Genomic DNA, 22,007 nt, shown 5'->3' on the forward strand with positions numbered 1-22,007 from the left:
TTCTGTAATCAGAAGCCGTAATTCGCCTGGTTTTAGAGCAAAAACGGGCCTTGCGACCCGTTTTAGATTTATTGCACAGCGACGATATGGTCGTCTTTCACTTCCAGACGTACCGTTTTACCAGGCACCAGTTCCCCGGAAAGGATCTGCTGCGCCAGCGGGTTTTCGATCTGCTGCTGGATAGCACGTTTCAACGGACGTGCGCCATATACCGGATCGTAGCCGTTTTCGCTTAGCAGTTTCAGTGCCTCATCAGACATCCGGACTTCATAGCCACGTTCTTCCAGACGTTTGTACAGACGCTGCAACTGGATCTGCGCGATAGAGGCGATGTGTTTTTCACCCAGCGGATGGAACACAACAACTTCATCGATACGGTTGATGAATTCCGGACGGAAGCTGTGGCTGACCACCCCTAACACCAGTTCTTTCATGTGGCTGTAATCCAGCTCGCCAAAGCGTTCCTGAATCAAATCGGAACCGAGGTTAGAGGTCATAATGACAACCGTATTACGGAAGTCGACCGTTCTCCCCTGCCCGTCCGTCAAACGCCCGTCATCCAGCACCTGCAGCAGAATGTTGAAAACATCCGGATGTGCTTTTTCCACTTCGTCTAACAAGATGACGGAGTAAGGACGACGGCGCACCGCTTCAGTGAGATAACCGCCCTCTTCATAGCCGACATAGCCCGGAGGTGCCCCGACCAAGCGAGACACGGCGTGTTTCTCCATAAACTCGGACATATCGATACGTACCATCGCATCGTCGCTGTCGAACATGAAGTTAGCTAGTGACTTACACAGCTCCGTTTTACCGACCCCGGTCGGCCCGAGGAACAGGAACGAACCAATCGGGCGATTCGGATCAGACAACCCGGCACGGCTACGGCGAATCGCGTTCGATACTGCTTCAACCGCTTCATCCTGGCCAATAACGCGCTGATGCAGATCCTGCTCCATACGCAGCAGTTTATCGCGCTCACTTTCCATCATCCGGGAGACTGGGATACCGGTCCAGCGCGCCAGCACTTCGGCGATTTCCGCATCGGTGACTTTGTTACGCAGCAAGCGCATAGTTTTGCCCTCTGACTGCGTGGCCGCTTCCAGTTGTTTTTCCAGCTCCGGAATTTTGCCGTACTGCAGCTCAGACATTCGGGCCAGATCACCCACACGGCGCGCCTGCTCAATGGCGATTTTCGCCTGTTCCAGCTCGGCTTTGATGGTCTGCGTGCCGGACAGCGAGGCTTTCTCCGCCTTCCACTCTTCTTCCAGCTCAGAATACTGACGTTCTTTGTCGTCCAGTTCCTCGTTAAGCATATCCAGGCGCTTACGGCTGGCTTCGTCAGACTCTTTCTTCAGCGCCTGCTGTTCCAGCTTCAGCTGGATGATACGTCTGTCGAGCCTGTCCAGCTCTTCCGGTTTGGAGTCGATCTGAATACGAATACTGGACGCAGCTTCATCGATCAGGTCAATGGCTTTATCCGGCAACTGACGGTCAGAAATATAACGATGCGACAGCGTTGCAGCGGCCACAATCGCCGGGTCTGTGATCTGCACGTGGTGGTGCAGTTCATAACGCTCTTTCAGACCACGCAGGATCGCGATGGTGTCTTCTACCGTCGGCTCAGCGACAAACACTTTCTGGAAACGACGTTCCAGCGCCGCATCTTTTTCGATGTACTGGCGATATTCATCAAGCGTGGTTGCCCCGACGCAATGCAGCTCACCACGCGCCAGCGCAGGTTTCAGCATGTTCCCGGCATCCATCGCACCGTCGGCTTTGCCGGCGCCCACCATAGTGTGCAGCTCATCGATAAACAGGATAACGTTGCCTTCCTGTTTGGCGAGATCGTTCAGCACGCCTTTCAGACGCTCTTCGAATTCACCACGATATTTCGCCCCGGCCACCAGCGCGCCCATATCCAGCGCCAGCACCCGACGGCCTTTCAGCCCTTCCGGCACTTCGCCATTGACGATTCGCTGCGCCAGCCCTTCGACGATAGCGGTTTTACCGACACCAGGCTCACCGATCAGCACCGGGTTATTTTTGGTACGGCGCTGCAGTACCTGGATAGTACGGCGAATCTCTTCATCACGGCCGATCACCGGATCGAGTTTGCCCTGCTCGGCACGCTCGGTCAGATCGACGGTAAATTTCTTCAATGCCTGACGCTGGTCTTCGGCTCCCTGATCGTTCACGCTTTCACCTCCGCGCATTTGTTCAATCGCCTGATTCACATTGGCGGTTGTTGCTCCGGCAGTTTTCAGCAGATCGGTCAGCGTACCGCGCGATTCAAGCGCTGCCAGAACGAAGAGTTCTGACGAAATAAAGTTGTCCCCACGTTTCTGCGCCAGCTTATCGCACAGGTTCAGTACGCGAACCAGATCCTGCGACGGCTGTACGTCGCCGCCGGTGCCTTCCACCTGCGGTAAACGGCTCAGCGCCTGTTCAATGGCGGTGCGCAACTGGCCGGCGTTGACGCCAGCAGTGGTTAATAATGGACGAATCGATCCCCCTTCCTGATTCAGCAAGGCGCTCATTAAATGAAGAGGTTCGATAAACTGGTTGTCGTGCCCCAGTGCAAGGGACTGGGCATCGGCGAGAGCAAGCTGGAATTTGTTGGTAAGACGATCCAGACGCATAACTCCTCCCATAACAGGTCAAATTTGCTACTGGAGATTAAATGAGGTCATCCCTCAATTATTCAAGGTTAAAGACCTGAACTATGCGAAAAATAAATCAGCATTCTGGATCGTCTTGATTCTATAGGTTATATCAGCCAAATGAAACTTGCCATACGACCAGTGATCTTGTCGCGGCGATAAGAGAAAAAATCATCCTTTTGGCTGAAGGTACAACGGTCTCCGCCGTAAACCTGGTCCACCCCGACATTCGCCAGACGCTGACGCGCCAGCTGGTAAATATCGGCATAATATTTTTCACCTGCCGGGCGGAAAGCCTTGTCAGCATTAGCGTCTTTTGCCATGAACGCGTCACGCACCTCAGGCCCAACTTCAAACGCGTCCGGGCCGATGGCAGGGCCAAGCCAGGCCATAATGTTCTCCGGCTGGTCGGTAAAACAGGCGACCGTATCTTCCAGCACGCCTTCGCACAAACCACGCCATCCGGCATGCGCCGCCGCCACTTCGGTACCCGCGTGGTTGCAAAACAGAACCGGCAAACAGTCTGCTGTCATCACTGCGCACACCTGCCCCGGGATATTACTGTAAGCGGCGTCTGCCCGTTTCGAGTCGTAAGATCCACCGGTTAAAGTCAGTACTTCTTTACCATGCACCTGCTCAAGCCAGACAGGTTTCGACGGCAGACCACCTGCCGCAAACATCCGCGCTCGGTTTTCTTCGACATGTGCAAGATCATCGCCACAGTGGGCACCCAGATTCAGTGAATCATACGGCGGCAGGCTGACGCCGCCGACACGTGTGGAGCTACAGGCTGCAACGCCTTGCGGAACGGGCCACTGTGGAACGATTATCGTCGTCATAACCAGTCAACTTCATCTTTGTGGGCTTCGAAATCAGCGCGCATCGCATCGATGAGATCCACCATGTCCTGTGGAATTGGCGCATGCCACTCCATTTCGATGCCGGTGATCGGGTGATAAAGACGCAGCATAGTCGCGTGCAGCGCCTGACGGTCGAATTTACGCAGTGCGGAAATAAACGCGTCGGAGGAATGCTTCGGCGGACGCGGGCGGCCACCGTACAGCTGATCACCCACCAGCGGATGCGTAATGTGTGCCATATGCACGCGGATTTGGTGTGTACGCCCGGTTTCCAGACGCAAACGCAAACGCGTGTGCACACGGAAGTGTTCCATGATGCGATAGTGCGTCACTGCGGGTTTACCCATCGGGTGAACCGACATATGGGTACGTTTGGTGGGGTGGCGGCTAATCGGTTCTTCAACCGTGCCGCCCGAGGTCATATGACCAATCGCCACCGCTTCGTACTCACGGGTGATCTCACGCAGTTGCAGCGACTCGACCAGTCGCGTCTGCGCCGGAATGGTTTTCGCCACCACCATCAGGCCTGTCGTGTCTTTATCGAGACGATGGACAATGCCGGCGCGCGGCACATCTGCGATGGGCGGATAATAATGCAATAAGGCGTTAAGAACGGTGCCGTCCGGATTACCCGCGCCAGGATGCACGACTAAATCACGCGGCTTGTTGATGACGATGATATCATCATCTTCATAGACGATAGTGAGGGGGATATCCTGAGGCTCAAAGCGAACTTCTTCTTCGATTTCAACATCGACAGCGATGTTTTCGCCACCCAGGACTTTCTCTTTTGGCTTGTCGACGACGTTGCCGTTGACCAACACGCGCTGGTCGAGGATCCATTCTTTTATGCGCGAACGCGAATAATCCGGGAACAATTCGGCCAAAGCTTGATCTAAGCGTTGACCGAGTTGATTTTCGGACACCGTTGCGGTGAGTTGTACTCGTTGTGCCATATACAGCTTCTTCGTTTAACGTTGGGTTTTACGGCTTCGCCGTTTAATATAGTGTGCTATTGTAGCTGGTCTTAATCGGGAGCAGGAACAGAGAATCTCCCGTATACACATTTTGAGGAATGTCAAAACGTCATGACGCGCATGAAATATCTGGTGGCAGCAGCCACCTTGAGCCTGGCTTTGGTGGGTTGCTCTGGTTCAAAGGAAGAGGTGCCCGATAACCCGCCGAATGAGATCTATGCTACCGCTCAGCAAAAGCTGCAGGACGGTAACTGGAAACAGGCAATAACGCAACTGGAAGCGTTGGATAACCGTTATCCGTTTGGTCCTTACTCTCAGCAGGTGCAGTTGGATCTGATCTACGCGTATTATAAAAATGCCGATTTACCGCTGGCTCAGGCGGCGATCGACCGCTTTATGCGCCTGAATCCAACGCATCCGAATATCGATTATGTCATCTACATGCGTGGCCTGACCAATATGGCCCTGGATGACAGCGCATTGCAGGGCTTCTTTGGCGTTGATCGCTCTGACCGCGATCCCCAGCACGCTCGTGACGCTTTCAGTGACTTTTCCAAACTGGTTCGTGGCTACCCTAACAGCCAGTACGCTTCAGATGCCTACAAACGGATGGTGTTCCTGAAAGATCGTCTGGCGAAATATGAGCTGTCTGTTGTGGATTACTACACTGACCGTGGCGCATGGGTGGCTGTCGTTAACCGTGTAGAAGGCATGCTGCGTAATTATCCAGATGCCCAGGCGACGCGTGATGCGCTGCCGAAGATGGAAAACGCCTATCGCGAGCTGCAGATGAACGCACAGGCGGATAAGGTCGCGAAAATTATTGCCGCCAACAGCAGCAATACCTGATCCCGTTTCTGATACGTAAAACGGCAGCCCATGGGCTGCCGTTTTTTTATTCGTTTTTGCGGGTTCTTAAAGAAAATCTCGCCAACGCAACTCATCAACTATGGCTTTCTTTCTTCACCTCTTCAAGGAGAAAATCACTTGTTCCTGTCCTGCCTCACAAAAAGATTTCGTTGACAAAAAGTGACAAAATAACGTGATCTGTATCACACATTTTGACATCAGGAACGGTATGCTGAAATCACTTAGACGGGAAAGACAAGAGGTAAATTTATGACAATGAACATTACCAGCAAACAAATGGAAATCACCCCGGCAATCCGCCAACATGTCGCCGACCGTCTCGCCAAACTGGATAAGTGGCAAACTCATCTGATTAACCCGCATATCATTCTTTCGAAAGAGCCTCAGGGCTTTATTGCTGATGCGACGATTAACACACCAAACGGGCACCTGGTTGCCAGCGCTAAGCACGAAGATATGTATACCGCTATTAACGATTTGATCAACAAGCTGGAACGGCAGCTCAATAAAGTGCAACACAAAGGAGAAGCGCGTCGCGCCAATGCATCGGTGAAAGACGTTAACTTCGTTGAACAAGAGTAAAACCTTCACAATTGAGTGTATCGCCAACGCGCCTTCGGGCGCGTTTTTTGTTGACAGCATGAAAACAGTCCGGGTACTGTTACCTGAGCAGACATAAGGAATCCTCCATGCAGCGTACACCGTTCTTCTTCGCATTCTTTTTTACCTTCCCCCTGACCGGGAGGCGTTTCGTCGTATAAGAAAGAATGCGAAGACGAACAATAAGGCCTCCCAAACCGGGAGGCCTTTTTTATTGCTAACGACTAAGGCGACTTTATGACATCGGAAAACCCGTTACTGGCTTTGCGCGATAAAATCAGCGCGCTGGATGAAAAGTTACTGGCTTTGCTGGCCGAACGCCGTGGGCTGGCCGTAGAGGTCGGTAAAGCGAAACTCGCGTCTCATCGTCCTGTACGTGATATCGATCGCGAGCGCGATTTGCTGGAGCGGCTGATCGCGCTGGGGAAAGACCATCATCTGGATGCCCATTACATCACGCGTCTTTTCCAGCTCATCATCGAAGACTCTGTTCTGACTCAGCAAGCCCTGCTCCAGCAACACCTCAACAAGATTAATCCACATTCGGCGCGTATCGCTTTTCTGGGACCAAAAGGCTCTTATTCTCACCTTGCTGCACGCCAGTATGCAGCCCGTCATTTCGAACAATTTATCGAAAGCGGCTGCTCAAAATTCGCCGACATCTTTAATCAGGTCGAAACCGGACAGGCCGATTACGCAGTCGTGCCGATTGAAAACACCAGTTCGGGGGCAATTAACGACGTCTACGACCTGTTACAGCACACCAGTCTGTCCATCGTGGGTGAAATGACAATCCCTATTGATCACTGTGTACTGGTGTCTGGCTCGACCGATCTTAACAGCATTGAGACGGTTTACAGCCATCCACAACCGTTCCAGCAGTGCAGTCAGTTCCTGAACCGCTATCCACACTGGAAAATCGAATATACCGAGAGTTCGTCCGCCGCCATGGAAAAAGTGGCGCAGGCGAATTCGCCGAACGTGGCCGCACTCGGCAGCGAAGCCGGTGGCGCGCTGTATGGCCTGCAGGTATTAGAGCGTAACCTGGCCAATCAGACGCAGAACATCACTCGCTTTGTGGTGCTGGCACGAAAAGCGATCGACGTTTCCAGCCAGGTACCGGCGAAATCCACTTTGCTTATCGCCACCGGTCAACAGGCGGGCGCGCTGGTAGAAGCGCTGCTGGTGCTGCGTAACCACAATCTGATCATGACCAAACTGGAATCGCGCCCGATTTTCGGCAATCCGTGGGAAGAGATGTTCTACCTCGATATCCAGGCCAATATCGAGTCAGAAGCGATGCAAAAAGCGCTGAAAGAGTTGGGTAATATTACCCGTTCGATGAAAGTGCTTGGCTGCTACCCCAGCGAAAACGTGGTGCCTGTCTCGCCTGAGTAAAGCGGGATAAAAAAAGCCAGCGGGTTTCCCACTGGCTTTTCTGTTTTCCGGAAAGCTACTGGCGGCTGTCGTTCGCCTGACGTAACAACCCCCGGCTTTCGTTCTGAAAGCGTATCGCGTAATCGCCAAACCAGTGCTCTACCTTGCGGAAGCTGTCGATAAATGCCTGTTTGTCACCCTGTTCCAGTAAACCAATGGCTTCGCCAAAACGTTGATAGTAGCGCTTGATTAACCGCAGGTTGCTCTGCGACGACATTATGATATCGGCGTAAAGCTGCGGATCCTGGGCAAACAAGCGCCCGACCATCGCCAGTTCAAGACGATAGATTGGCGACGAAAGCGCCAGCAACTGTTCAAGCTGAACGTTCTCTTCCGCCAGATGCAGGCCATAAGCGAAGGTGGCGAAGTGGCGCAGCGCCTGAATAAAGGCCATATTCTGGTCGTGCTCGATAGCGCTGATACGGTGCAGTCTCGCCCCCCATACCTGAATCTGCTCCAAGAACCACTGATATGCCTCCGGCTGACGACCATCGCAGTAAACCACCACCTGCTTCGCCAGGCTCCCGCTGTCTGGCCCAAACATCGGATGCAGCCCCAGAACAGGTCCGTTATGAGCGGTGAGCATCGCCTGTAGCGGCCCCGCTTTCACCGATGCAAGATCGACAAGAATACAGTCTGCAGGCAACGTCGGCAGTTTTGCGATGATTTGCTCTGTGACGTGGATGGGCACGCTGACGATCACCATTCCGGCGTCAGAAACGATCTCTTCCGCCCGCGCCCAGTCCTCTTTTTCGAGGATGCGCACCTGATAGCCGGACAGCGTCAGCATCTTCTCAAACAGACGCCCCATCTGCCCGCCACCGCCTACTATCACCACCGGACGCAAATCCGGGCGCAGCGTTTTAAAACCTTTGTCATTCTCACTGGAGTAAGATTCTCGCATCACCCGACGCAGGACATCCTCGATAAGATCCGGGGGAACGCCGAGCGATTCCGCCTCTGCGCGGCGCGACGCCAGCATTGAGGCTTCGCGTTCCGGCACATAAATCGGCAGGCCGTATTTATTTTTTACCTCGCCGACTTCCGCGACCAGTTCAAGACGGCGCGCCAGCAGCCCCAGCAGCGCCTTATCGACTTCATCAATTTGATCGCGCAGCGCGGTCAGTTCAGCAACCATAACGTTCCTCTTACCCCAGACGTACCTTCAACTGGCCACGCAGATCTTTATCAATTTCACGCAGCAACGCGTCCGTTGTTTCCCAGCTAATGCAGGCATCGGTGACCGACACGCCGTATTTCATCTCACTGCGCGGTTGTTCGGACGACTGATTGCCCTCATGAATATTACTTTCAATCATCAGGCCAATGATAGAACGGTTTCCGTCTTTGATCTGCGCCACAACTGACTCCGCCACGGCGGGCTGGCGACGATAATCTTTATTCGAGTTACCATGGCTGCAATCTACCATCAGCGCGGGTTTGAGTCCTGCTTGTTCCATCTCTTTTTCACACTGCGCGACATCTGACGGGCTGTAGTTCGGCGCTTTGCCGCCACGTAAAATCACATGTCCGTCCGGGTTACCCTGCGTCTGCAACAGGCAAACCTGCCCGGCCTGGTTAATGCCGACAAAACGGTGCGGCATTGCGGCGGCACGCATGGCATTAATCGCCGTGGCGAGGCTACCATCCGTGCCATTTTTAAAGCCGACCGGCATGGAAAGACCAGAGGCCATTTCACGATGAGTCTGCGATTCAGTTGTGCGTGCGCCAATCGCCGACCAGCTAAAAAGATCACCCAGGTATTGCGGGCTGTTCGGATCCAGCGCTTCGGTTGCCAGCGGCAGCCCCATATTCACCAGTTCGAGCAGCAAACGACGCGCAATTTTCAGACCGGATTCAACATCAAACGAGCCATCCATGTGCGGATCGTTAATCAGCCCCTTCCAGCCGACAGTGGTACGGGGTTTTTCAAAATAGACGCGCATCACCAGATAGAGGCTATCGCTGACCTCTGCGGCAAGTGCTTTAAATCGACGAGCATATTCAATCGCGGTTTCCGGATCGTGAATCGAGCAGGGTCCACACACCACCAGCAGGCGAGGATCGCGACCAGCAATGATGTCAGAAATGGTCTGGCGAGAGTGCTCAACCTGAGCTTCCTGTTCCGCACTCAGCGGAAATTCGACTTTTAATTGCTCTGGGGTGATCAGTATTTGTTCGTCGGAGATATGTACGTTGTTCAGCGCGTCTTTTTGCATGATGGCGATCCTGTATAGCTCGTTTGCGATAGTAGTTTCCTCACCTGAGGAGACATCACGATATCATAAACAGTAAAGAATACAAGCCACATATCGTAAACATTAATTTACATCAGCTAATTTTAAGCCACTTTTTCGCCACGTTAACTGTAATCATATATTTACACATTCAATTCATGCCTAAGTAGCAATACCAGACAGCGCGTAGTGGGATTGACCAGTACTAACGCTACCTGCTTCGATATTCTTATTGAGATTCAACTTAAGAACAGATAATCAATTACAGGGCGTAATGACTGCCTCAGTTAATAGTGATATCCTTAAAAACACATTTATTCATGTTTTATTACAGGCTGTACGGCGGTTTTTGGTGAGCAACCCGCGTTGGAAAATTTCTTGCCAGCTCTTGTGGGTACTGGCGCTTATTTTTGCAGGTAAACCACTCTTCGCAGCAACCACACCTGCCACTGATCGCTCAGTACGCGCTATCGTCTCTGGTATTGTCAGTTATACACGCTGGCCAGATCTTACCGGAGCGCCTCGCCTGTGTATTTTTTCTTCTTCCCGTTTTATGCAGGCCTTAAGTAATGGAGCCTCAGCGCCGCTGCCCTACCAACCTGTCGTCGTAAAAAACGATCATGAAGCGCTCGCTGCCGGCTGTAACGCGCTTTATTTCGGTAATGAATCTCCTTCACAGCAAATAGCCCTGACGGGAAAACTTCAGCCCCGGCCAGTACTCTCCATTGCCGAGCAAAATCCCGAATGCGCCGCGGGCAGCGCCTTTTGCCTGATATTTCATTCAGCGACGGTGAAATTTTCCGTAAACCTTGACGTACTTACCCGCAGCGGCGTCAGAGTGAATCCTGAGGTATTAATGCTTGCACGGACTAAAGAGCATGAATAAGGATATTATCCCTCTTCAGCGCCCGACGTTTAAACGTACCTTACGGCGAATCAGCGTGATTAGCGTCGTGATTACGATGATGCTGGTCTGGCTGCTCTTAAGCATCGCGTCCGTCCTGACACTGAAACAATATGCGCAAAAAAACCTCGAACTGACCGGCGCCACCATGAGCCACAGCCTCGAGGCATCGCTGGTGTTTGGTGACAGCACTGCCGCCACAGAGATGCTCAACACCCTCGGCAAACAGGGGCAATTCGCCGTAGCCGAAGTGATGGATCGCAACCTCCAGCGTTTCGCATACTGGTCATACATTCCTGGTGAAAAACAGGACACTCTGAACAGTCTGGTCAGCCGCTGGCTGTTTCCCGTGCCGGTATCGCAACCGGTCTGGCATAACGAGCAGATGGTCGGCGTCATTCATTTAACGGCCCGCGCCAGTCTAATTAGCCATTTTATCTGGATGTCACTGGTGGTACTCACCGCCTGTATTCTGCTGGCCGCGATAGTGGCACTGCTGGTCACCCGGCACCTGCATTCTGATGTAGTAACAGCGTTGCAAAATATTACCGATGTCGTTCATGACGTACGCACTAACCGTAATTTTTCCCGCCGCGTGCCTGAAGAACCGATCGAAGAATTCCACCATTTTGCCCAGGACTTCAACAGCCTGCTTGATGAAATGGAGGAATGGCAGTTGAAACTACAGGCCAAAAATGCCCAGTTGCTGCGCACCGCACTGCATGACCCGCTCACCGGACTGGCGAACCGTGCCTCATTTCACAGTTCTATCGCCGCGTTGATGAATGACAGCCACGCCAAAACCAGCTCTGCACTGCTGTTTCTCGACGGCGATAACTTCAAATTTATTAATGATACCTGGGGACACGCCGCCGGCGATTGCGTTCTGATGGAAGTAGCAAAACGGCTGAGCGACTTCGGCGGCAAACGTCATATCGCTTACCGGCTTGGCGGCGACGAGTTCGCCATGATCCTGTATGGCGTTCACAGTGAAAATGAAGTGCAGCGCATTTGCACGGCGCTGTCACAGCATTTTGTTCGTCCGTTCGATCTCCACAACGGGCTTTACACGCCGTTCTCACTGAGCGTCGGTTATGCGCTGACGTGGGAGCATACTTCGGTTGAAAGTCTGCAGGAGCTGGCGGACAGAAATATGTATTTAATGAAGAATCAACGTGCTAAGACGTCATCATAAAATATAAGGAAAGAAATATGCTCGGTCGATACCTCGCACCGGCTTTGCTGGCAACACTGTTCCTGACAGGCTGTCAGACGCCGCAAGGAAAGTTTTCGCCTGAACAGGTCGCCGCCATGAAATCATATGGCTTTAACGAGCTTAACGGCGACTGGTCACTCGGGCTTTCAGATAAAATTCTGTTCGGTAAAAACGACTACACGCTGAACGACAGCAGCAAACAGCAAATCGAAGGCATGGCGTCACGTCTTGCCGCCACCGGCATTACCCATGCGCGCATGGATGGTCACACCGATAATTACGGCGAAGACAGTTATAACGAAGCACTCTCCCTCAAACGCGCCAACATCGTGGCCGATGCGTGGGCAGAAGGTGCTCGCATTCCGCGTAGCAATCTGACGACTCGCGGGCTCGGTAAACAGTTCCCGGTCAGCAGCAACAAAACTGCACAGGGCCGCGCCGAAAACCGCCGCGTCGCCATTGTCATCAGCGAGCCATAAAGAGACAAAAAAAGGGCCAGCCTTGCGGCCAGCCCTTTTTAAACAGGATGTCGCCTGAGCGAATCTTAGTTAAGGCGCTCTTTGATACGAGCAGCCTTACCAGTACGCTCACGCAGGTAGTACAGTTTAGCTTTACGAACGGCACCACGACGTTTAACAGCAATGCTGTCAACTACCGGTGAGTGAGTCTGGAAGACACGCTCAACACCTTCGCCGTTGGAAATCTTACGAACAGTGAATGCAGAGTGCAGACCGCGGTTACGAATAGCGATAACCACGCCCTCGAATGCCTGCAGACGTTTTTTGGAACCTTCAACAACCCATACTTTCACTTCCACGGTATCACCCGGGCGGAAGGAAGGTACGTCCTGCTTCATCTGCTCTTGTTCAATTTGCTTAATAATGTTGCTCATAATTTAATCTCTTATCCTGGGTAAACTGATATTCGGGGGCATTATGCCAACCCATCATGTTTATGTTGCTGTTGCGCGTGTTCCGTTTTGAACTCCGCCAGCAACTTTGCTTGCTCTTCAGTCAGAGCCAGGTTTTCCAGAAGTTCAGGTCTTCTAAGCCAGGTACGGCCCAGCGACTGTTTCAAACGCCAGCGACGAATCTCAGCGTGGTTGCCTGACAGTAACACTGCCGGGACCTCCATGCCTTCTAACACTTCAGGACGAGTATAGTGTGGACAGTCCAGTAATCCATCAGCAAAGGAATCTTCCGTTGCTGAAGCTTCATGCCCCAGTACCCCCGGAATGAACCGGGAAACCGAGTCAATCAGCGTCATTGCTGGTAACTCACCACCACTGAGAACGTAATCGCCGATAGACCATTCTTCGTCAATCTCGGTTTGGATTACACGCTCATCTATCCCTTCGTAGCGACCACATACCAGAATCAGCTTTTGATTCGTGGCCAGTTCGCTGACGCCAGCTTGATCAAGCTTGCGTCCCTGAGGTGACAGATAAATCACCTTTGCGCCTTCACCTGCCGCGGCTTTTGCTGCATGAATGGCATCCCGCAAAGGTTGCACCATCATTAACATCCCCGGTCCGCCGCCGTAAGGACGATCGTCCACGGTACGGTGCCGGTCGTGCGTGAAGTCACGAGGACTCCAGCTCTGGATGCTCAGCAGGCCATTTTTTACTGCCCGGCCAGTTACCCCGTAGTCGGTAATCGCGCGGAACATTTCAGGAAACAGGCTAATTATGCCAATCCACATAGCGCCGTCTTTTACCGGTAATCCGGAGGTTTAAAAACCAGGATCCCAATCTACTTCAATCGTTTGAGTAGTGAGATCGACTTTCTTGATAACCTGCCCATCGAGGAACGGAACCAACCGCTCCTTGATACCAAACGCATCTTTCAGGTTTGCCTTAATGACGAGAACGTCATTCGACCCGGTTTCCATCATATCGATGACTTTACCGAGGTCGTAACCTTCAGTGGTCACTACCTGGCAGCCCATCAGGTCTTTCCAGTAGTAGTCACCCTCTTCCAGCGGCGGCAACTGCGAGGAATCTACGACAATTTCACAATTGGTCAGCAGATTCGCGGCATCGCGATCATCAACGCCTTTCAGCTTGATGACGATATCCTGATTGTGGTGACGCCAGCTTTCCAGCTCGACTTCTTGCCACTGACCCGCCTTCTGGATAAACCAGGGCTGATAGTCAAAAATGCTTTCGGCGTCTTCGGTGGAGGAAAACACTCTGAGCCAACCACGAATACCGTATGAAGACCCCATTTTCCCCAATACGATCGGTTCGACGGGTGCTTGTGCGGTGTGTTGCTTGCTCATCATGACCACCGTGACAGATTAAGCTGCTTTGTTTGCTGCTTTGATAAGCGTTGCAACGCGATCGGAAACAGTAGCGCCCTGGCCAACCCAGTGAGCGATACGATCCAGATCCAGACGAGTTCCTTCTTCCGCGCCAGCGGCGATCGGGTTGAAGAAACCAACGCGCTCAATGAAGCGACCGTTGCGTGCATTACGGCTGTCGGTGACAACAACCTGGTAGAACGGACGCTTTTTAGCGCCGTGACGTGCTAAACGAATAGTTACCATAACATCCTCTTGTGTGAATAAAACAACCGGGCCCCATCGAGGAACGGAGCCCGGTGTCATATTAAAAGCCCGAAAATTTTACTGATTTTTGGGAAAATTGCAATCAGCAGTTAATAAACCGTGATCTCAAGGGCCGTCGGCGGTGCAGGCCTGTTAACGTCCAGGGAAGCCGGGAGGCATCATCCCTTTCATATTCCGCATCATCTTCGCCATCCCGCCTTTCTTCATTTTCTTCATCATGCGCTGCATGTCGTCGAACTGTTTCAGAAGGCGGTTAACGTCCTGCACCTGCATACCGCAACCGGCAGCGATACGGCGCTTACGGGAACCTTTGATGATTTCGGGTTTAGCGCGCTCTTTCAGCGTCATGGAGTTAATGATCGCCTCCATCCGTACCAACACTTTGTCATCCATCTGCGCTTTTACGTTGTCAGGGATCTGCCCCATGCCAGGCAGTTTGCCCATCAGACTCGCCATGCCGCCCATGTTTTTCATCTGACGCAGTTGCTCAAGGAAATCGGTCAGATCAAAGCCGTCGCCTTTTTTCAGCTTACTCGCCAGCTTCTCTGCCTGCGCGCGGTCGACTTTGCTCTCGATATCTTCGATCAGCGACAGCACGTCGCCCATGCCGAGAATACGGGAGGCGATACGATCCGGGTGGAATGGCTCCAGCGCTTCGTTTTTCTCGCCCACACCGAGGAATTTGATCGGCTTACCGGTGATATGACGAATAGACAGCGCCGCACCGCCACGGGCGTCGCCGTCGACTTTGGTCAACACGACACCAGTCAGCGGCAACGCTTCATTAAACGCCTTCGCTGTATTTGCAGCATCCTGACCGGTCATGGCATCAACCACGAACAGCGTTTCAACCGGGTTGATCGACGCATGAACCTGCTTGATTTCATCCATCATCGCTTCATCGACGTGCAGACGACCGGCGGTATCCACCAGCAGCACGTCGTAGAATTTCAGCTTCGCCTCTTTCAGCGCCGCGTTAACGATATCAACCGGTTTTTGCCCCACGTCAGAGGGGAAGAAATCGACGCTGACCTGCTGTGCCAGGGTTTCCAGTTGCTTGATCGCCGCCGGGCGATAGACGTCCGCAGAAACCACCAGCACTTTCTTTTTATGCTTTTCGTGGAGGAATTTACCCAGTTTCGCAACACTGGTCGTTTTACCGGCCCCCTGCAGACCCGCCATCAGCACGACTGCCGGCGGCTGCGCTGCGAGGTTCAGGCTCTGGTTTTCCTCACCCATCGCCGCAACCAGCTCGTCACGAACGATTTTGACGAACTCCTGACCCGGCGTCAGGCTTTTGTTGACCTCGTGACCCACTGCTTTTTCTTTCACGCGATTGATAAAATCACGCACGACCGGCAGCGCAACGTCTGCTTCCAGCAGCGCCATGCGCACTTCGCGCAGGGTCTCTTTAATATTGTCTTCAGTAAGGCGTCCGCGACCGCTGATATTACGCAGCGTACGCGACAAACGATCGGTTAAATTATCAAACATTGTCTCTCGCCTGAGGTGGAAACGTTCAGTCGCTGGTGCGACAAAAAGTCACAAATTTGCCGCAGTATAACACGACACAACCTGAGATGTGATGCAACGGTTGGAGCGGGCGTCTCCTGACGGTATACTGATTCTCTTTCTTATCCAGCAAACCGTTGACACCTATATGCCTGTTTTTGCCCTGTTAGCTCTGGTCGCTTACTCTGTCAGCCTCGCGTTGATCATTCCCGGTTTGCTGCAAAAAAACAGCGGCTGGCGGCGCATGGCGATTCTTTCCGCCGTTGTTGCGCTTATCAGCCACGCTTTTGCATTGCAGGCGCGTATTTTCCCTGGCGGTGAAAGTGGGCAGAACCTGAGCATTCTGAACGTCGGGTCGCTGGTGAGTCTGTTGATCTGCGCCGTAATGACCATCGTCGCCTCGCGCAATCGCGGCTGGCTACTGCTGCCGATTGTCTATGCTTTTGCGCTGATCAACCTGGCGTTAGCCACATTCATGCCCAATGAGTTCATCACCCATCTTGAAGCCACACCGGGCATGATGATCCACATCGGTCTGTCGCTTTTCGCCTATGCAACGCTCATCATCGCCGCACTGTATGCCCTGCAGCTCGCCTGGATAGACTATCAGCTGAAAAACAAAAAGCTGGCATTCAGCAACGACATGCCGCCGCTGATGAGCATTGAGCGAAAAATGTTTCACATCACTCAGGTCGGCGTCGTATTGCTCACGCTCACGCTCTGCACTGGCCTGTTTTATATGCAGAATCTCTTCAGTATCGAAAATCTCGATAAAGCGGTCCTTTCCATCATCGCATGGTTTGTCTATATCGTATTGTTGTGGGGCCACTATCATGAAGGCTGGCGCGGACGTCGCGTCGTCTGGTTTAACGTAGCGGGTGCCGGATTGCTGACACTGGCCTATTTTGGCAGCCGTCTTATCCAACAATTCGCGGGTTAAGCGATAAAGGAATTCCGTTTTGGAACATATCTCAACCACTGCGCTGATCATCACGCTGATCATCATGGTGGTCATTTCCGCCTATTTCTCTGGTTCTGAAACCGGCATGATGACGCTGAACCGTTACCGGTTGCGTCATCTGGCCAGGCAAGGTAACCGCCCGGCGAAACGCGTAGAAAAACTGCTGCGCAAACCTGATCGCCTGATAAGCCTGGTGTTGATTGGTAATAACCTGGTGAACATTCTGGCTTCAGCGCTCGGCACCATCGTCGGAATGCGCCTGTATGGCGATGCGGGTGTGGCGATCGCCACCGGGGTATTAACGTTTGTGGTGCTGGTGTTCGCCGAAGTACTACCAAAAACCATCGCCGCGCTGTATCCGGAAAAGGTCGCTTTCCCCAGCAGCTTTCTGTTAGCGCCGCTGCAGGTCTTCATGATGCCGCTGGTCTGGCTGCTGAATACCATCACCCGCATGCTGATGCGCCTGATGGGAATCAAAGCCGATACCGTGATTAGCGGAGCGCTAAGTAAAGACGAGCTGCGAACTATCGTGAATGAGTCACGCTCGCAAATCTCCCGCCGTAATCAGGACATGCTGCTTTCGGTGCTGGATCTGGAAAAAGTCAGCGTCAACGACATCATGGTGCCACGCAATGAGATTGTCGGCATCGACATCAACGACGACTGGAAATCCATCATCCGCCAGCTCACCCATTCCCCGCACGGGCGCATTGTGCTCTACCGCGATTCCCTGGACGACACCATCAGTATGCTACGTGTACGTGAAGCCTACCGGCTGATGACGGAGAAAAAAGAGTTCACCAAAGAGGTAATGCTTCGTGCGGCGGATGAAATCTACTATGTGCCGGAGGGCACTCCACTCAGCACACAGCTGGTAAAATTTCAGCGGAATAAAAAGAAAGTAGGACTGGTCGTAGATGAATATGGCGATATTCAGGGGCTGGTGACCGTGGAAGACATTCTGGAAGAGATCGTTGGTGATTTCACCACCTCAATGTCACCGTCGCTGGCGGAAGAAGTCACGCCGCAGAATGATGGTTCGGTGATTATTGACGGCAGCGCCAACGTGCGCGAACTCAACAAAGCTTTCAACTGGCATATGCCGGAAGACGAAGCCCGCACCGTTAACGGCATGATTCTGGAAGCGCTTGAAGAGATCCCGGCGGTCGGCACCCGCGTGCGCATTCATCAGTACGATATCGATATTCTCGACGTACAGGACAACATGATTAAGCAGGTAAAAGTGGTGCCGGTGAAGTCGATTCGGGAGAGCGTGGCGGAATAGCGGCGGAATGCATGTTGTAGGCCGGGCAACGTGAAACCGCCACCCGGCACTACGGGGCGAATTAACCTTTCGCCTTCGCGACGGTCACCATCGCCGCGCGGATCGTACGACCGTTAAGGGTGTAACCTTTCTGCATCACGCCAAGCACGTTGCCCGGGGTAACGTCGTCTGATTCCACCATCGCAATCGCCTGATGCACGTTTGGATCCAGCGGTACGTTCGTTTCCGCGATGACGTCAACGCCAAATTTGCGTACCACATCCAGCATTGATTTCAGCGTCAGCTCAATACCTTCCACCATCGCGGACATCTCCGGGTTAGCCCTGTCGGCCACTTCCAGCGCGCGATCCAGGCTGTCGATGACCGGCAGCAGCTCGTTGACGAATTTCTCCAGCGCGAACTTATGCGCCTTCTCAACGTCCAGTTCGGTACGACGACGCAGGTTTTCCATCTCTGCTTTGGCACGCAACAGCGCGTCACGTTCACGATTCTGCGCTTCAGCAAGCTGAGCTTCCAGATTCGCAATTTGTTCATCGCGCGGATCCACCTGCTCAGCCGATGCATCAGGCTCTACAGCCTCAACCTCATCGTGCTGTTCCTTGATAATTTCTTCCGGGGCTTGCCCGTCAGGCGTTTTCTGTTCTTTACTACTCATGAATTTCTCCGCGTTTTTTCGTATTCGTCTCGCTAACATCGCTTATTATGGGGATCAGTTTCCGGGATTCAAGGGAAGCAGACACATTGTCATCATACATTTGGTACAAGGACTCGAGAAAATGAACAATCATTTCAAGTGTATTGGGATTGTAGGACATCCGCGTCACCCTACTGCGTTGACGACACATGAAATGCTGTACCGCTGGCTCAGTACTAAAGGGTATGACGTCATCATCGAGCAACAAATCGCTCGCGAGCTGCAACTGAAAGATGTCCGGACCGGTACACTGGCGGAAATCGGACAGCAGGCTGATCTGGCTGTGGTGGTCGGCGGCGATGGCAATATGTTGGGCGCGGCCCGTACCCTCGCACGTTACGACATTAAAGTGATCGGTATCAACCGCGGCAATCTCGGTTTTCTGACGGATCTCGACCCGGACAACGCCCATCAGCAACTCGCCGATGTGCTTGAAGGGCATTACATCAGCGAAAAGCGTTTTTTGCTGGAAGCGCAGGTGTGCCAGCAGGACTGCCAGAAACGCATCAGTACTGCCATCAATGAAGTGGTACTTCACCCGGGTAAAGTGGCGCATATGATCGAGTTCGAAGTGTATATCGATGAGACCTTTGCGTTCTCGCAGCGCTCCGACGGTCTGATCATCTCGACGCCGACCGGCTCTACAGCCTATTCGCTTTCGGCGGGGGGGCCCATCCTGACCCCGCAGCTTGACGCCATTACGCTGGTGCCGATGTTCCCGCATACGCTGTCGGCACGGCCGCTGGTCATCAACAGCAGCAGTACCATTCGCCTGCGCTTTTCCCACCGTCGCAGCGACCTTGAAATCAGCTGCGACAGCCAGATTGCCCTGCCGATTCAGGAAGGCGAAGACGTGCTGATCCGCCGTTGCGACTATCACCTCAACCTGATCCATCCCAAAGATTACAGCTATTTCAACACATTAAGCACCAAACTGGGCTGGTCAAAAAAATTGTTCTGATTTTGAACAAGGGTCTTTACTGTATAAAAAACCTGTTTATACTGTATGAAAACACAGTTATGGTTTTTCATACAGGAAAACAACAATGCTGGCACAACTGACCATCAGTAATTTCGCTATCGTGCGTGAGCTTGAAATCGATTTTCAAAGCGGTATGACGGCAATCACCGGCGAGACCGGTGCAGGTAAATCCATTGCAATTGATGCCCTGGGGTTATGCCTGGGTGGGCGCGCCGAAGCGGATATGGTCCGTGCTGGTGCCAGTCGTGCCGACCTCTGCGCACGCTTCTCCTTAAAAGATACCCCTGCAGCCCTGCGCTGGCTCGAAGAGAATCAGCTCGACGACGGACGTGAGTGTTTACTTCGCCGCGTCATCAGCGCTGACGGGCGTTCACGTGGATTCATTAACGGCACAGCCGTTCCCCTGTCGCAGTTGCGGGAACTGGGACAGTTGCTGATTCAAATTCATGGTCAGCATGCGCACCAGTTGCTCGTCAAACCGGAGCATCAGAAAGCGCTGCTTGACGGCTATGCCGGCGAGGCCACGCTTACGCAGCAAATGAGCGACCGCTATCACCAGTGGCATCAGAGCTGCCGCAATCTGGCGCAACATCAGCAACAGAGCCAGGAACGCCTCGCCCGCGCAGAACTGCTGCAATACCAGTTGAAAGAGCTCAATGAATTTCACCCGCAGCCGGGCGAATTCGAACAGATCGACGAAGAGTACAAACGTCTGGCGAATAGCGGCCAGTTGCTGACTACCAGCCAGCATGCGCTGGCGATCCTGGCCGATGGCGAAGAGGTGAACCTTAACAGCCAGCTCTACGCGGCAAAACAACTGGTCAGCGAACTGGTCGGCATGGACAGCAAACTCTCCAGTCTGCTGGATATGCTCGAAGAGGCGTCTATTCAGCTCAGCGAAGCCAGTGACGAACTGCGCCACTACTGTGACCGTCTGGATCTTGACCCAAACCGTCTGTTCGAACTTGAGCAGAGGATCTCCCGTCAGATCTCTCTGGCGCGCAAACACAATATCAGCCCGGAAGAGCTGCCCACATTTCACCAGTCACTGCTGGATGAACAGCAGCAGCTTGACGATCAGGCCGATTCGCAAGAAACCCTGAGCCACGCCGTTGCTCTGCACCACCAGCAGGCGCTGGAAGCTGCGAAACAACTGCATACGTTGCGTCACAACAACGCGCAGGAGCTGGCGCAACTGATCACCGAAAGCATGCACTCACTGTCAATGCCGCACGGCCTGTTCACCATTGATGTTGAGTTTGATGAAAAACACCTCACGGCAGAAGGTGCTGATCGCATAGAATTCCGCGTCACCACCAACCCGGGTCAACCGTTACAGCCGATTGCCAAAGTGGCCTCCGGTGGTGAGCTGTCGCGCATTGCGCTGGCCATTCAGGTGATCACTGCCCGTAAAATGGAAACCCCGGCGCTGATTTTCGATGAAGTCGATGTGGGCATCAGCGGCCCGACCGCCGCCGTCGTCGGAAAACTGCTGCGCCAGTTGGGCGAGTCCACTCAGGTGATGTGCGTCACCCATCTGCCGCAGGTAGCCGGTTGCGGCCATCACCATTTTTACGTCAGCAAAGAAACCGACGGCGAAATGACGGAAACACATATGCTGCCGCTCGATAAACGCGCGCGTTTGCAGGAGCTGGCGCGTCTGCTCGGCGGCAGCGAAGTCACCCGCAACACCCTGGCAAATGCGAAAGAGTTGCTGGCAGCGTAAACTTTTTTTGCTTCTCAGAGTCTGAGTTCACAATAAAAACGCCGTTAGACCTGCCGGCAGAGGTTTTAAACTGACTAAAGGTCTATTATCATCGGCATATTACATATGAGCCGCGCGCTGCTCGGGCCCGAAAAGGAATCAAATCACTATGCGCTGTAAAATGCTGACTGCTGCCGCAGCGGTTCTTCTGATGATGACCGCAGGCTGTTCCACTCTGGAGCGAGTGGTTTACCGTCCTGACATCAACCAGGGTAACTATCTGGCACCAAACGACGTCTCAAAAATTCGTGTCGGTATGACACAACAGCAGGTTGCTTATGCTCTCGGTACACCAATGATGTCTGACCCGTTTGGGACAAATACCTGGTTCTACGTATTCCGCCAGCAGCCAGGTCATGAAAACCCGACGCAGCAGACGCTGACCCTGACCTTCAGTAGCGCTGGCGTGTTAACGAACATCGATAACAAACCGGCCCTGACCAGCCAGTAATATTCAGAAATGCAAAAAGCGCTCA

23 protein-coding genes and 1 other annotated feature are annotated in these 22,007 nt (G+C 53.0%); of the genes, 12 read left to right on the top strand and 11 right to left on the bottom strand.

What is annotated here, in order from left to right; genetic code table 11:
• Nucleotides 1-68 precede the first annotated feature (68 nt).
• The 3 genes from clpB to rluD form a co-directional block, all read right to left on the bottom strand.
• Entirely contained in the window at nt 69-2,642 is a 2,574-nt protein-coding gene (clpB, locus tag GTGU_RS12020; protein WP_038157278.1) for an ATP-dependent chaperone ClpB, read from the bottom strand.
• 128 nt (nt 2,643-2,770) lie between these two features.
• On the bottom strand, nt 2,771-3,502 hold the full coding sequence (yfiH, locus tag GTGU_RS12025; RefSeq protein ID WP_038157282.1) for a purine nucleoside phosphorylase YfiH: 732 nt from the start codon (nt 3,500-3,502) through the stop codon (nt 2,771-2,773).
• The gene (gene rluD, locus GTGU_RS12030; RefSeq protein ID WP_038157285.1) at nt 3,499-4,479 is read right to left on the bottom strand and encodes a 23S rRNA pseudouridine(1911/1915/1917) synthase RluD; all 981 of its coding nucleotides are present in this window, start codon (nt 4,477-4,479) and stop codon (nt 3,499-3,501) included. The genes yfiH and rluD overlap by 4 nt, the downstream gene beginning before the upstream one ends.
• A gap of 132 nt (nt 4,480-4,611) precedes the next feature.
• Here rluD and bamD point away from each other — a divergent pair, with 132 nt between their 5' ends.
• The 4 genes from bamD to pheA all read left to right on the top strand — a co-directional run bounded on the left by bamD (nt 4,612) and on the right by pheA (nt 7,368).
• Nucleotides 4,612-5,349, top strand: coding sequence for an outer membrane protein assembly factor BamD (gene bamD / locus GTGU_RS12035; protein ID WP_038157288.1), 738 nt, complete (start codon nt 4,612-4,614; stop codon nt 5,347-5,349).
• A gap of 270 nt (nt 5,350-5,619) precedes the next feature.
• Nucleotides 5,620-5,952 carry a ribosome-associated translation inhibitor RaiA gene (raiA, locus tag GTGU_RS12040; protein ID WP_038157291.1) on the top strand — a complete coding sequence of 111 codons (333 nt, stop codon included), beginning with the start codon at nt 5,620-5,622 and terminating at the stop codon, nt 5,950-5,952.
• 106 nt (nt 5,953-6,058) lie between these two features.
• Nucleotides 6,059-6,185: a sequence feature (Phe leader region), on the top strand.
• The gene (gene pheL / locus GTGU_RS26360; protein WP_211252867.1) at nt 6,060-6,131 is read left to right on the top strand and encodes a pheA operon leader peptide PheL; all 72 of its coding nucleotides are present in this window, start codon (nt 6,060-6,062) and stop codon (nt 6,129-6,131) included. Its footprint overlaps the feature before it by 72 nt.
• Before the next feature lie 22 nt (nt 6,186-6,207).
• Nucleotides 6,208-7,368, top strand: a complete 1,161-nt coding sequence (gene pheA / locus GTGU_RS12045; RefSeq protein WP_038157292.1) for a bifunctional chorismate mutase/prephenate dehydratase — start codon at nt 6,208-6,210, stop codon at nt 7,366-7,368.
• 55 nt (nt 7,369-7,423) lie between these two features.
• Here the strand turns inward: pheA and tyrA are convergent, their stop codons facing one another.
• Together tyrA and aroF are read right to left on the bottom strand one after the other, a co-directional pair.
• The gene (gene tyrA / locus GTGU_RS12050; RefSeq protein ID WP_038157294.1) at nt 7,424-8,545 is read right to left on the bottom strand and encodes a bifunctional chorismate mutase/prephenate dehydrogenase; all 1,122 of its coding nucleotides are present in this window, start codon (nt 8,543-8,545) and stop codon (nt 7,424-7,426) included.
• Nucleotides 8,546-8,555: 10 nt separating this feature from the next.
• On the bottom strand, nt 8,556-9,626 hold the full coding sequence (aroF, locus tag GTGU_RS12055) for a 3-deoxy-7-phosphoheptulonate synthase AroF (protein ID WP_038157296.1): 1,071 nt from the start codon (nt 9,624-9,626) through the stop codon (nt 8,556-8,558).
• 292 nt (nt 9,627-9,918) lie between these two features.
• Between aroF and yfiR the strand changes: the two genes are divergently transcribed.
• The 3 genes from yfiR to GTGU_RS12070 are packed head-to-tail and all read left to right on the top strand — an operon-like array spanning nt 9,919 to nt 12,243.
• Nucleotides 9,919-10,530 (top strand): regulatory sequestration protein YfiR, encoded by a 612-nt coding sequence (gene yfiR / locus GTGU_RS12060; protein ID WP_038157298.1) that lies wholly within the window; start codon nt 9,919-9,921, stop codon nt 10,528-10,530.
• A complete protein-coding gene (dgcN, locus tag GTGU_RS12065; RefSeq protein WP_038157301.1) occupies nt 10,523-11,743 on the top strand; it encodes a diguanylate cyclase DgcN/YfiN in 1,221 nt (406 codons plus the stop codon). Before yfiR ends, dgcN begins: the two co-directional genes overlap by 8 nt.
• Before the next feature lie 17 nt (nt 11,744-11,760).
• Complete coding sequence (locus tag GTGU_RS12070; protein WP_038157302.1) at nt 11,761-12,243, top strand: OmpA family protein; 483 nt, start codon at nt 11,761-11,763, stop codon at nt 12,241-12,243.
• Nucleotides 12,244-12,308: 65 nt separating this feature from the next.
• Here GTGU_RS12070 and rplS read toward each other — a convergent pair whose 3' ends face one another.
• The 5 genes from rplS to ffh form a co-directional block, all read right to left on the bottom strand.
• The gene (gene rplS, locus GTGU_RS12075; RefSeq protein WP_002437770.1) at nt 12,309-12,656 is read right to left on the bottom strand and encodes a 50S ribosomal protein L19; all 348 of its coding nucleotides are present in this window, start codon (nt 12,654-12,656) and stop codon (nt 12,309-12,311) included.
• Nucleotides 12,657-12,697: 41 nt separating this feature from the next.
• A complete protein-coding gene (gene trmD, locus GTGU_RS12080; RefSeq protein ID WP_038157306.1) occupies nt 12,698-13,465 on the bottom strand; it encodes a tRNA (guanosine(37)-N1)-methyltransferase TrmD in 768 nt (255 codons plus the stop codon).
• Between the two features lie 30 nt (nt 13,466-13,495).
• Nucleotides 13,496-14,044 carry a ribosome maturation factor RimM gene (gene rimM, locus GTGU_RS12085; protein ID WP_038157307.1) on the bottom strand — a complete coding sequence of 183 codons (549 nt, stop codon included), beginning with the start codon at nt 14,042-14,044 and terminating at the stop codon, nt 13,496-13,498.
• An 18-nt stretch (nt 14,045-14,062) separates the two neighbouring features.
• Nucleotides 14,063-14,311, bottom strand: coding sequence for a 30S ribosomal protein S16 (gene rpsP / locus GTGU_RS12090; RefSeq protein WP_038157309.1), 249 nt, complete (start codon nt 14,309-14,311; stop codon nt 14,063-14,065).
• 153 nt (nt 14,312-14,464) lie between these two features.
• A complete protein-coding gene (gene ffh, locus GTGU_RS12095; RefSeq protein ID WP_038157311.1) occupies nt 14,465-15,826 on the bottom strand; it encodes a signal recognition particle protein in 1,362 nt (453 codons plus the stop codon).
• Nucleotides 15,827-15,992: 166 nt separating this feature from the next.
• On the opposite strand from ffh, the gene GTGU_RS12100 reads away from it, so the two are divergent.
• Entirely contained in the window at nt 15,993-16,784 is a 792-nt protein-coding gene (locus tag GTGU_RS12100; RefSeq protein ID WP_038157347.1) for a cytochrome C assembly family protein, read from the top strand.
• A gap of 19 nt (nt 16,785-16,803) precedes the next feature.
• Entirely contained in the window at nt 16,804-18,090 is a 1,287-nt protein-coding gene (locus tag GTGU_RS12105) for an HlyC/CorC family transporter (protein WP_038157313.1), read from the top strand.
• Nucleotides 18,091-18,151: 61 nt separating this feature from the next.
• Here the strand turns inward: GTGU_RS12105 and grpE are convergent, their stop codons facing one another.
• Nucleotides 18,152-18,745, bottom strand: coding sequence for a nucleotide exchange factor GrpE (grpE, locus tag GTGU_RS12110; protein WP_038157315.1), 594 nt, complete (start codon nt 18,743-18,745; stop codon nt 18,152-18,154).
• Between the two features lie 121 nt (nt 18,746-18,866).
• On the opposite strand from grpE, the gene nadK reads away from it, so the two are divergent.
• The 3 genes from nadK (at nt 18,867) to bamE (ending at nt 21,982) form a co-directional block, all read left to right on the top strand.
• Entirely contained in the window at nt 18,867-19,745 is an 879-nt protein-coding gene (gene nadK, locus GTGU_RS12115; protein ID WP_038157349.1) for an NAD(+) kinase, read from the top strand.
• Between the two features lie 85 nt (nt 19,746-19,830).
• Entirely contained in the window at nt 19,831-21,492 is a 1,662-nt protein-coding gene (gene recN, locus GTGU_RS12120) for a DNA repair protein RecN (protein WP_038157318.1), read from the top strand.
• 148 nt (nt 21,493-21,640) lie between these two features.
• Complete coding sequence (bamE, locus tag GTGU_RS12125; protein WP_038157321.1) at nt 21,641-21,982, top strand: outer membrane protein assembly factor BamE; 342 nt, start codon at nt 21,641-21,643, stop codon at nt 21,980-21,982.
• Nucleotides 21,983-22,007 lie beyond the last annotated feature (25 nt).

Origin of the sequence: Trabulsiella guamensis ATCC 49490 (genome assembly GCF_000734965.1) — a bacterium.
Taxonomy (GTDB): Bacteria; Pseudomonadota; Gammaproteobacteria; order Enterobacterales; family Enterobacteriaceae; genus Trabulsiella; species Trabulsiella guamensis.

What these genes read in the sequence shown, in the direction of transcription:
- GTGU_RS12100 (WP_038157347.1), top strand. Translation starts at nt 15,993, where the DNA reads ATGCCTGTTTTTGCCCTGTTAGCTCTGGTCGCTTACTCTGTCAGCCTC.
- bamE (WP_038157321.1), top strand. Translation starts at nt 21,641, where the DNA reads ATGCGCTGTAAAATGCTGACTGCTGCCGCAGCGGTTCTTCTGATGATG.
- nadK (WP_038157349.1), top strand. Translation starts at nt 18,867, where the DNA reads ATGAACAATCATTTCAAGTGTATTGGGATTGTAGGACATCCGCGTCAC.
- GTGU_RS12070 (WP_038157302.1), top strand. Translation starts at nt 11,761, where the DNA reads ATGCTCGGTCGATACCTCGCACCGGCTTTGCTGGCAACACTGTTCCTG.
- bamD (WP_038157288.1), top strand. Translation starts at nt 4,612, where the DNA reads ATGACGCGCATGAAATATCTGGTGGCAGCAGCCACCTTGAGCCTGGCT.
- rimM (WP_038157307.1), bottom strand. Translation starts at nt 14,044, where the DNA reads ATGAGCAAGCAACACACCGCACAAGCACCCGTCGAACCGATCGTATTG.
- recN (WP_038157318.1), top strand. Translation starts at nt 19,831, where the DNA reads ATGCTGGCACAACTGACCATCAGTAATTTCGCTATCGTGCGTGAGCTT.
- trmD (WP_038157306.1), bottom strand. Translation starts at nt 13,465, where the DNA reads ATGTGGATTGGCATAATTAGCCTGTTTCCTGAAATGTTCCGCGCGATT.
- clpB (WP_038157278.1), bottom strand. Translation starts at nt 2,642, where the DNA reads ATGCGTCTGGATCGTCTTACCAACAAATTCCAGCTTGCTCTCGCCGAT.
- rluD (WP_038157285.1), bottom strand. Translation starts at nt 4,479, where the DNA reads ATGGCACAACGAGTACAACTCACCGCAACGGTGTCCGAAAATCAACTC.
- tyrA (WP_038157294.1), bottom strand. Translation starts at nt 8,545, where the DNA reads ATGGTTGCTGAACTGACCGCGCTGCGCGATCAAATTGATGAAGTCGAT.
- yfiH (WP_038157282.1), bottom strand. Translation starts at nt 3,502, where the DNA reads ATGACGACGATAATCGTTCCACAGTGGCCCGTTCCGCAAGGCGTTGCA.
- raiA (WP_038157291.1), top strand. Translation starts at nt 5,620, where the DNA reads ATGACAATGAACATTACCAGCAAACAAATGGAAATCACCCCGGCAATC.
- yfiR (WP_038157298.1), top strand. Translation starts at nt 9,919, where the DNA reads ATGACTGCCTCAGTTAATAGTGATATCCTTAAAAACACATTTATTCAT.
- aroF (WP_038157296.1), bottom strand. Translation starts at nt 9,626, where the DNA reads ATGCAAAAAGACGCGCTGAACAACGTACATATCTCCGACGAACAAATA.
- dgcN (WP_038157301.1), top strand. Translation starts at nt 10,523, where the DNA reads ATGAATAAGGATATTATCCCTCTTCAGCGCCCGACGTTTAAACGTACC.
- rplS (WP_002437770.1), bottom strand. Translation starts at nt 12,656, where the DNA reads ATGAGCAACATTATTAAGCAAATTGAACAAGAGCAGATGAAGCAGGAC.
- pheA (WP_038157292.1), top strand. Translation starts at nt 6,208, where the DNA reads ATGACATCGGAAAACCCGTTACTGGCTTTGCGCGATAAAATCAGCGCG.
- grpE (WP_038157315.1), bottom strand. Translation starts at nt 18,745, where the DNA reads ATGAGTAGTAAAGAACAGAAAACGCCTGACGGGCAAGCCCCGGAAGAA.
- ffh (WP_038157311.1), bottom strand. Translation starts at nt 15,826, where the DNA reads ATGTTTGATAATTTAACCGATCGTTTGTCGCGTACGCTGCGTAATATC.
- rpsP (WP_038157309.1), bottom strand. Translation starts at nt 14,311, where the DNA reads ATGGTAACTATTCGTTTAGCACGTCACGGCGCTAAAAAGCGTCCGTTC.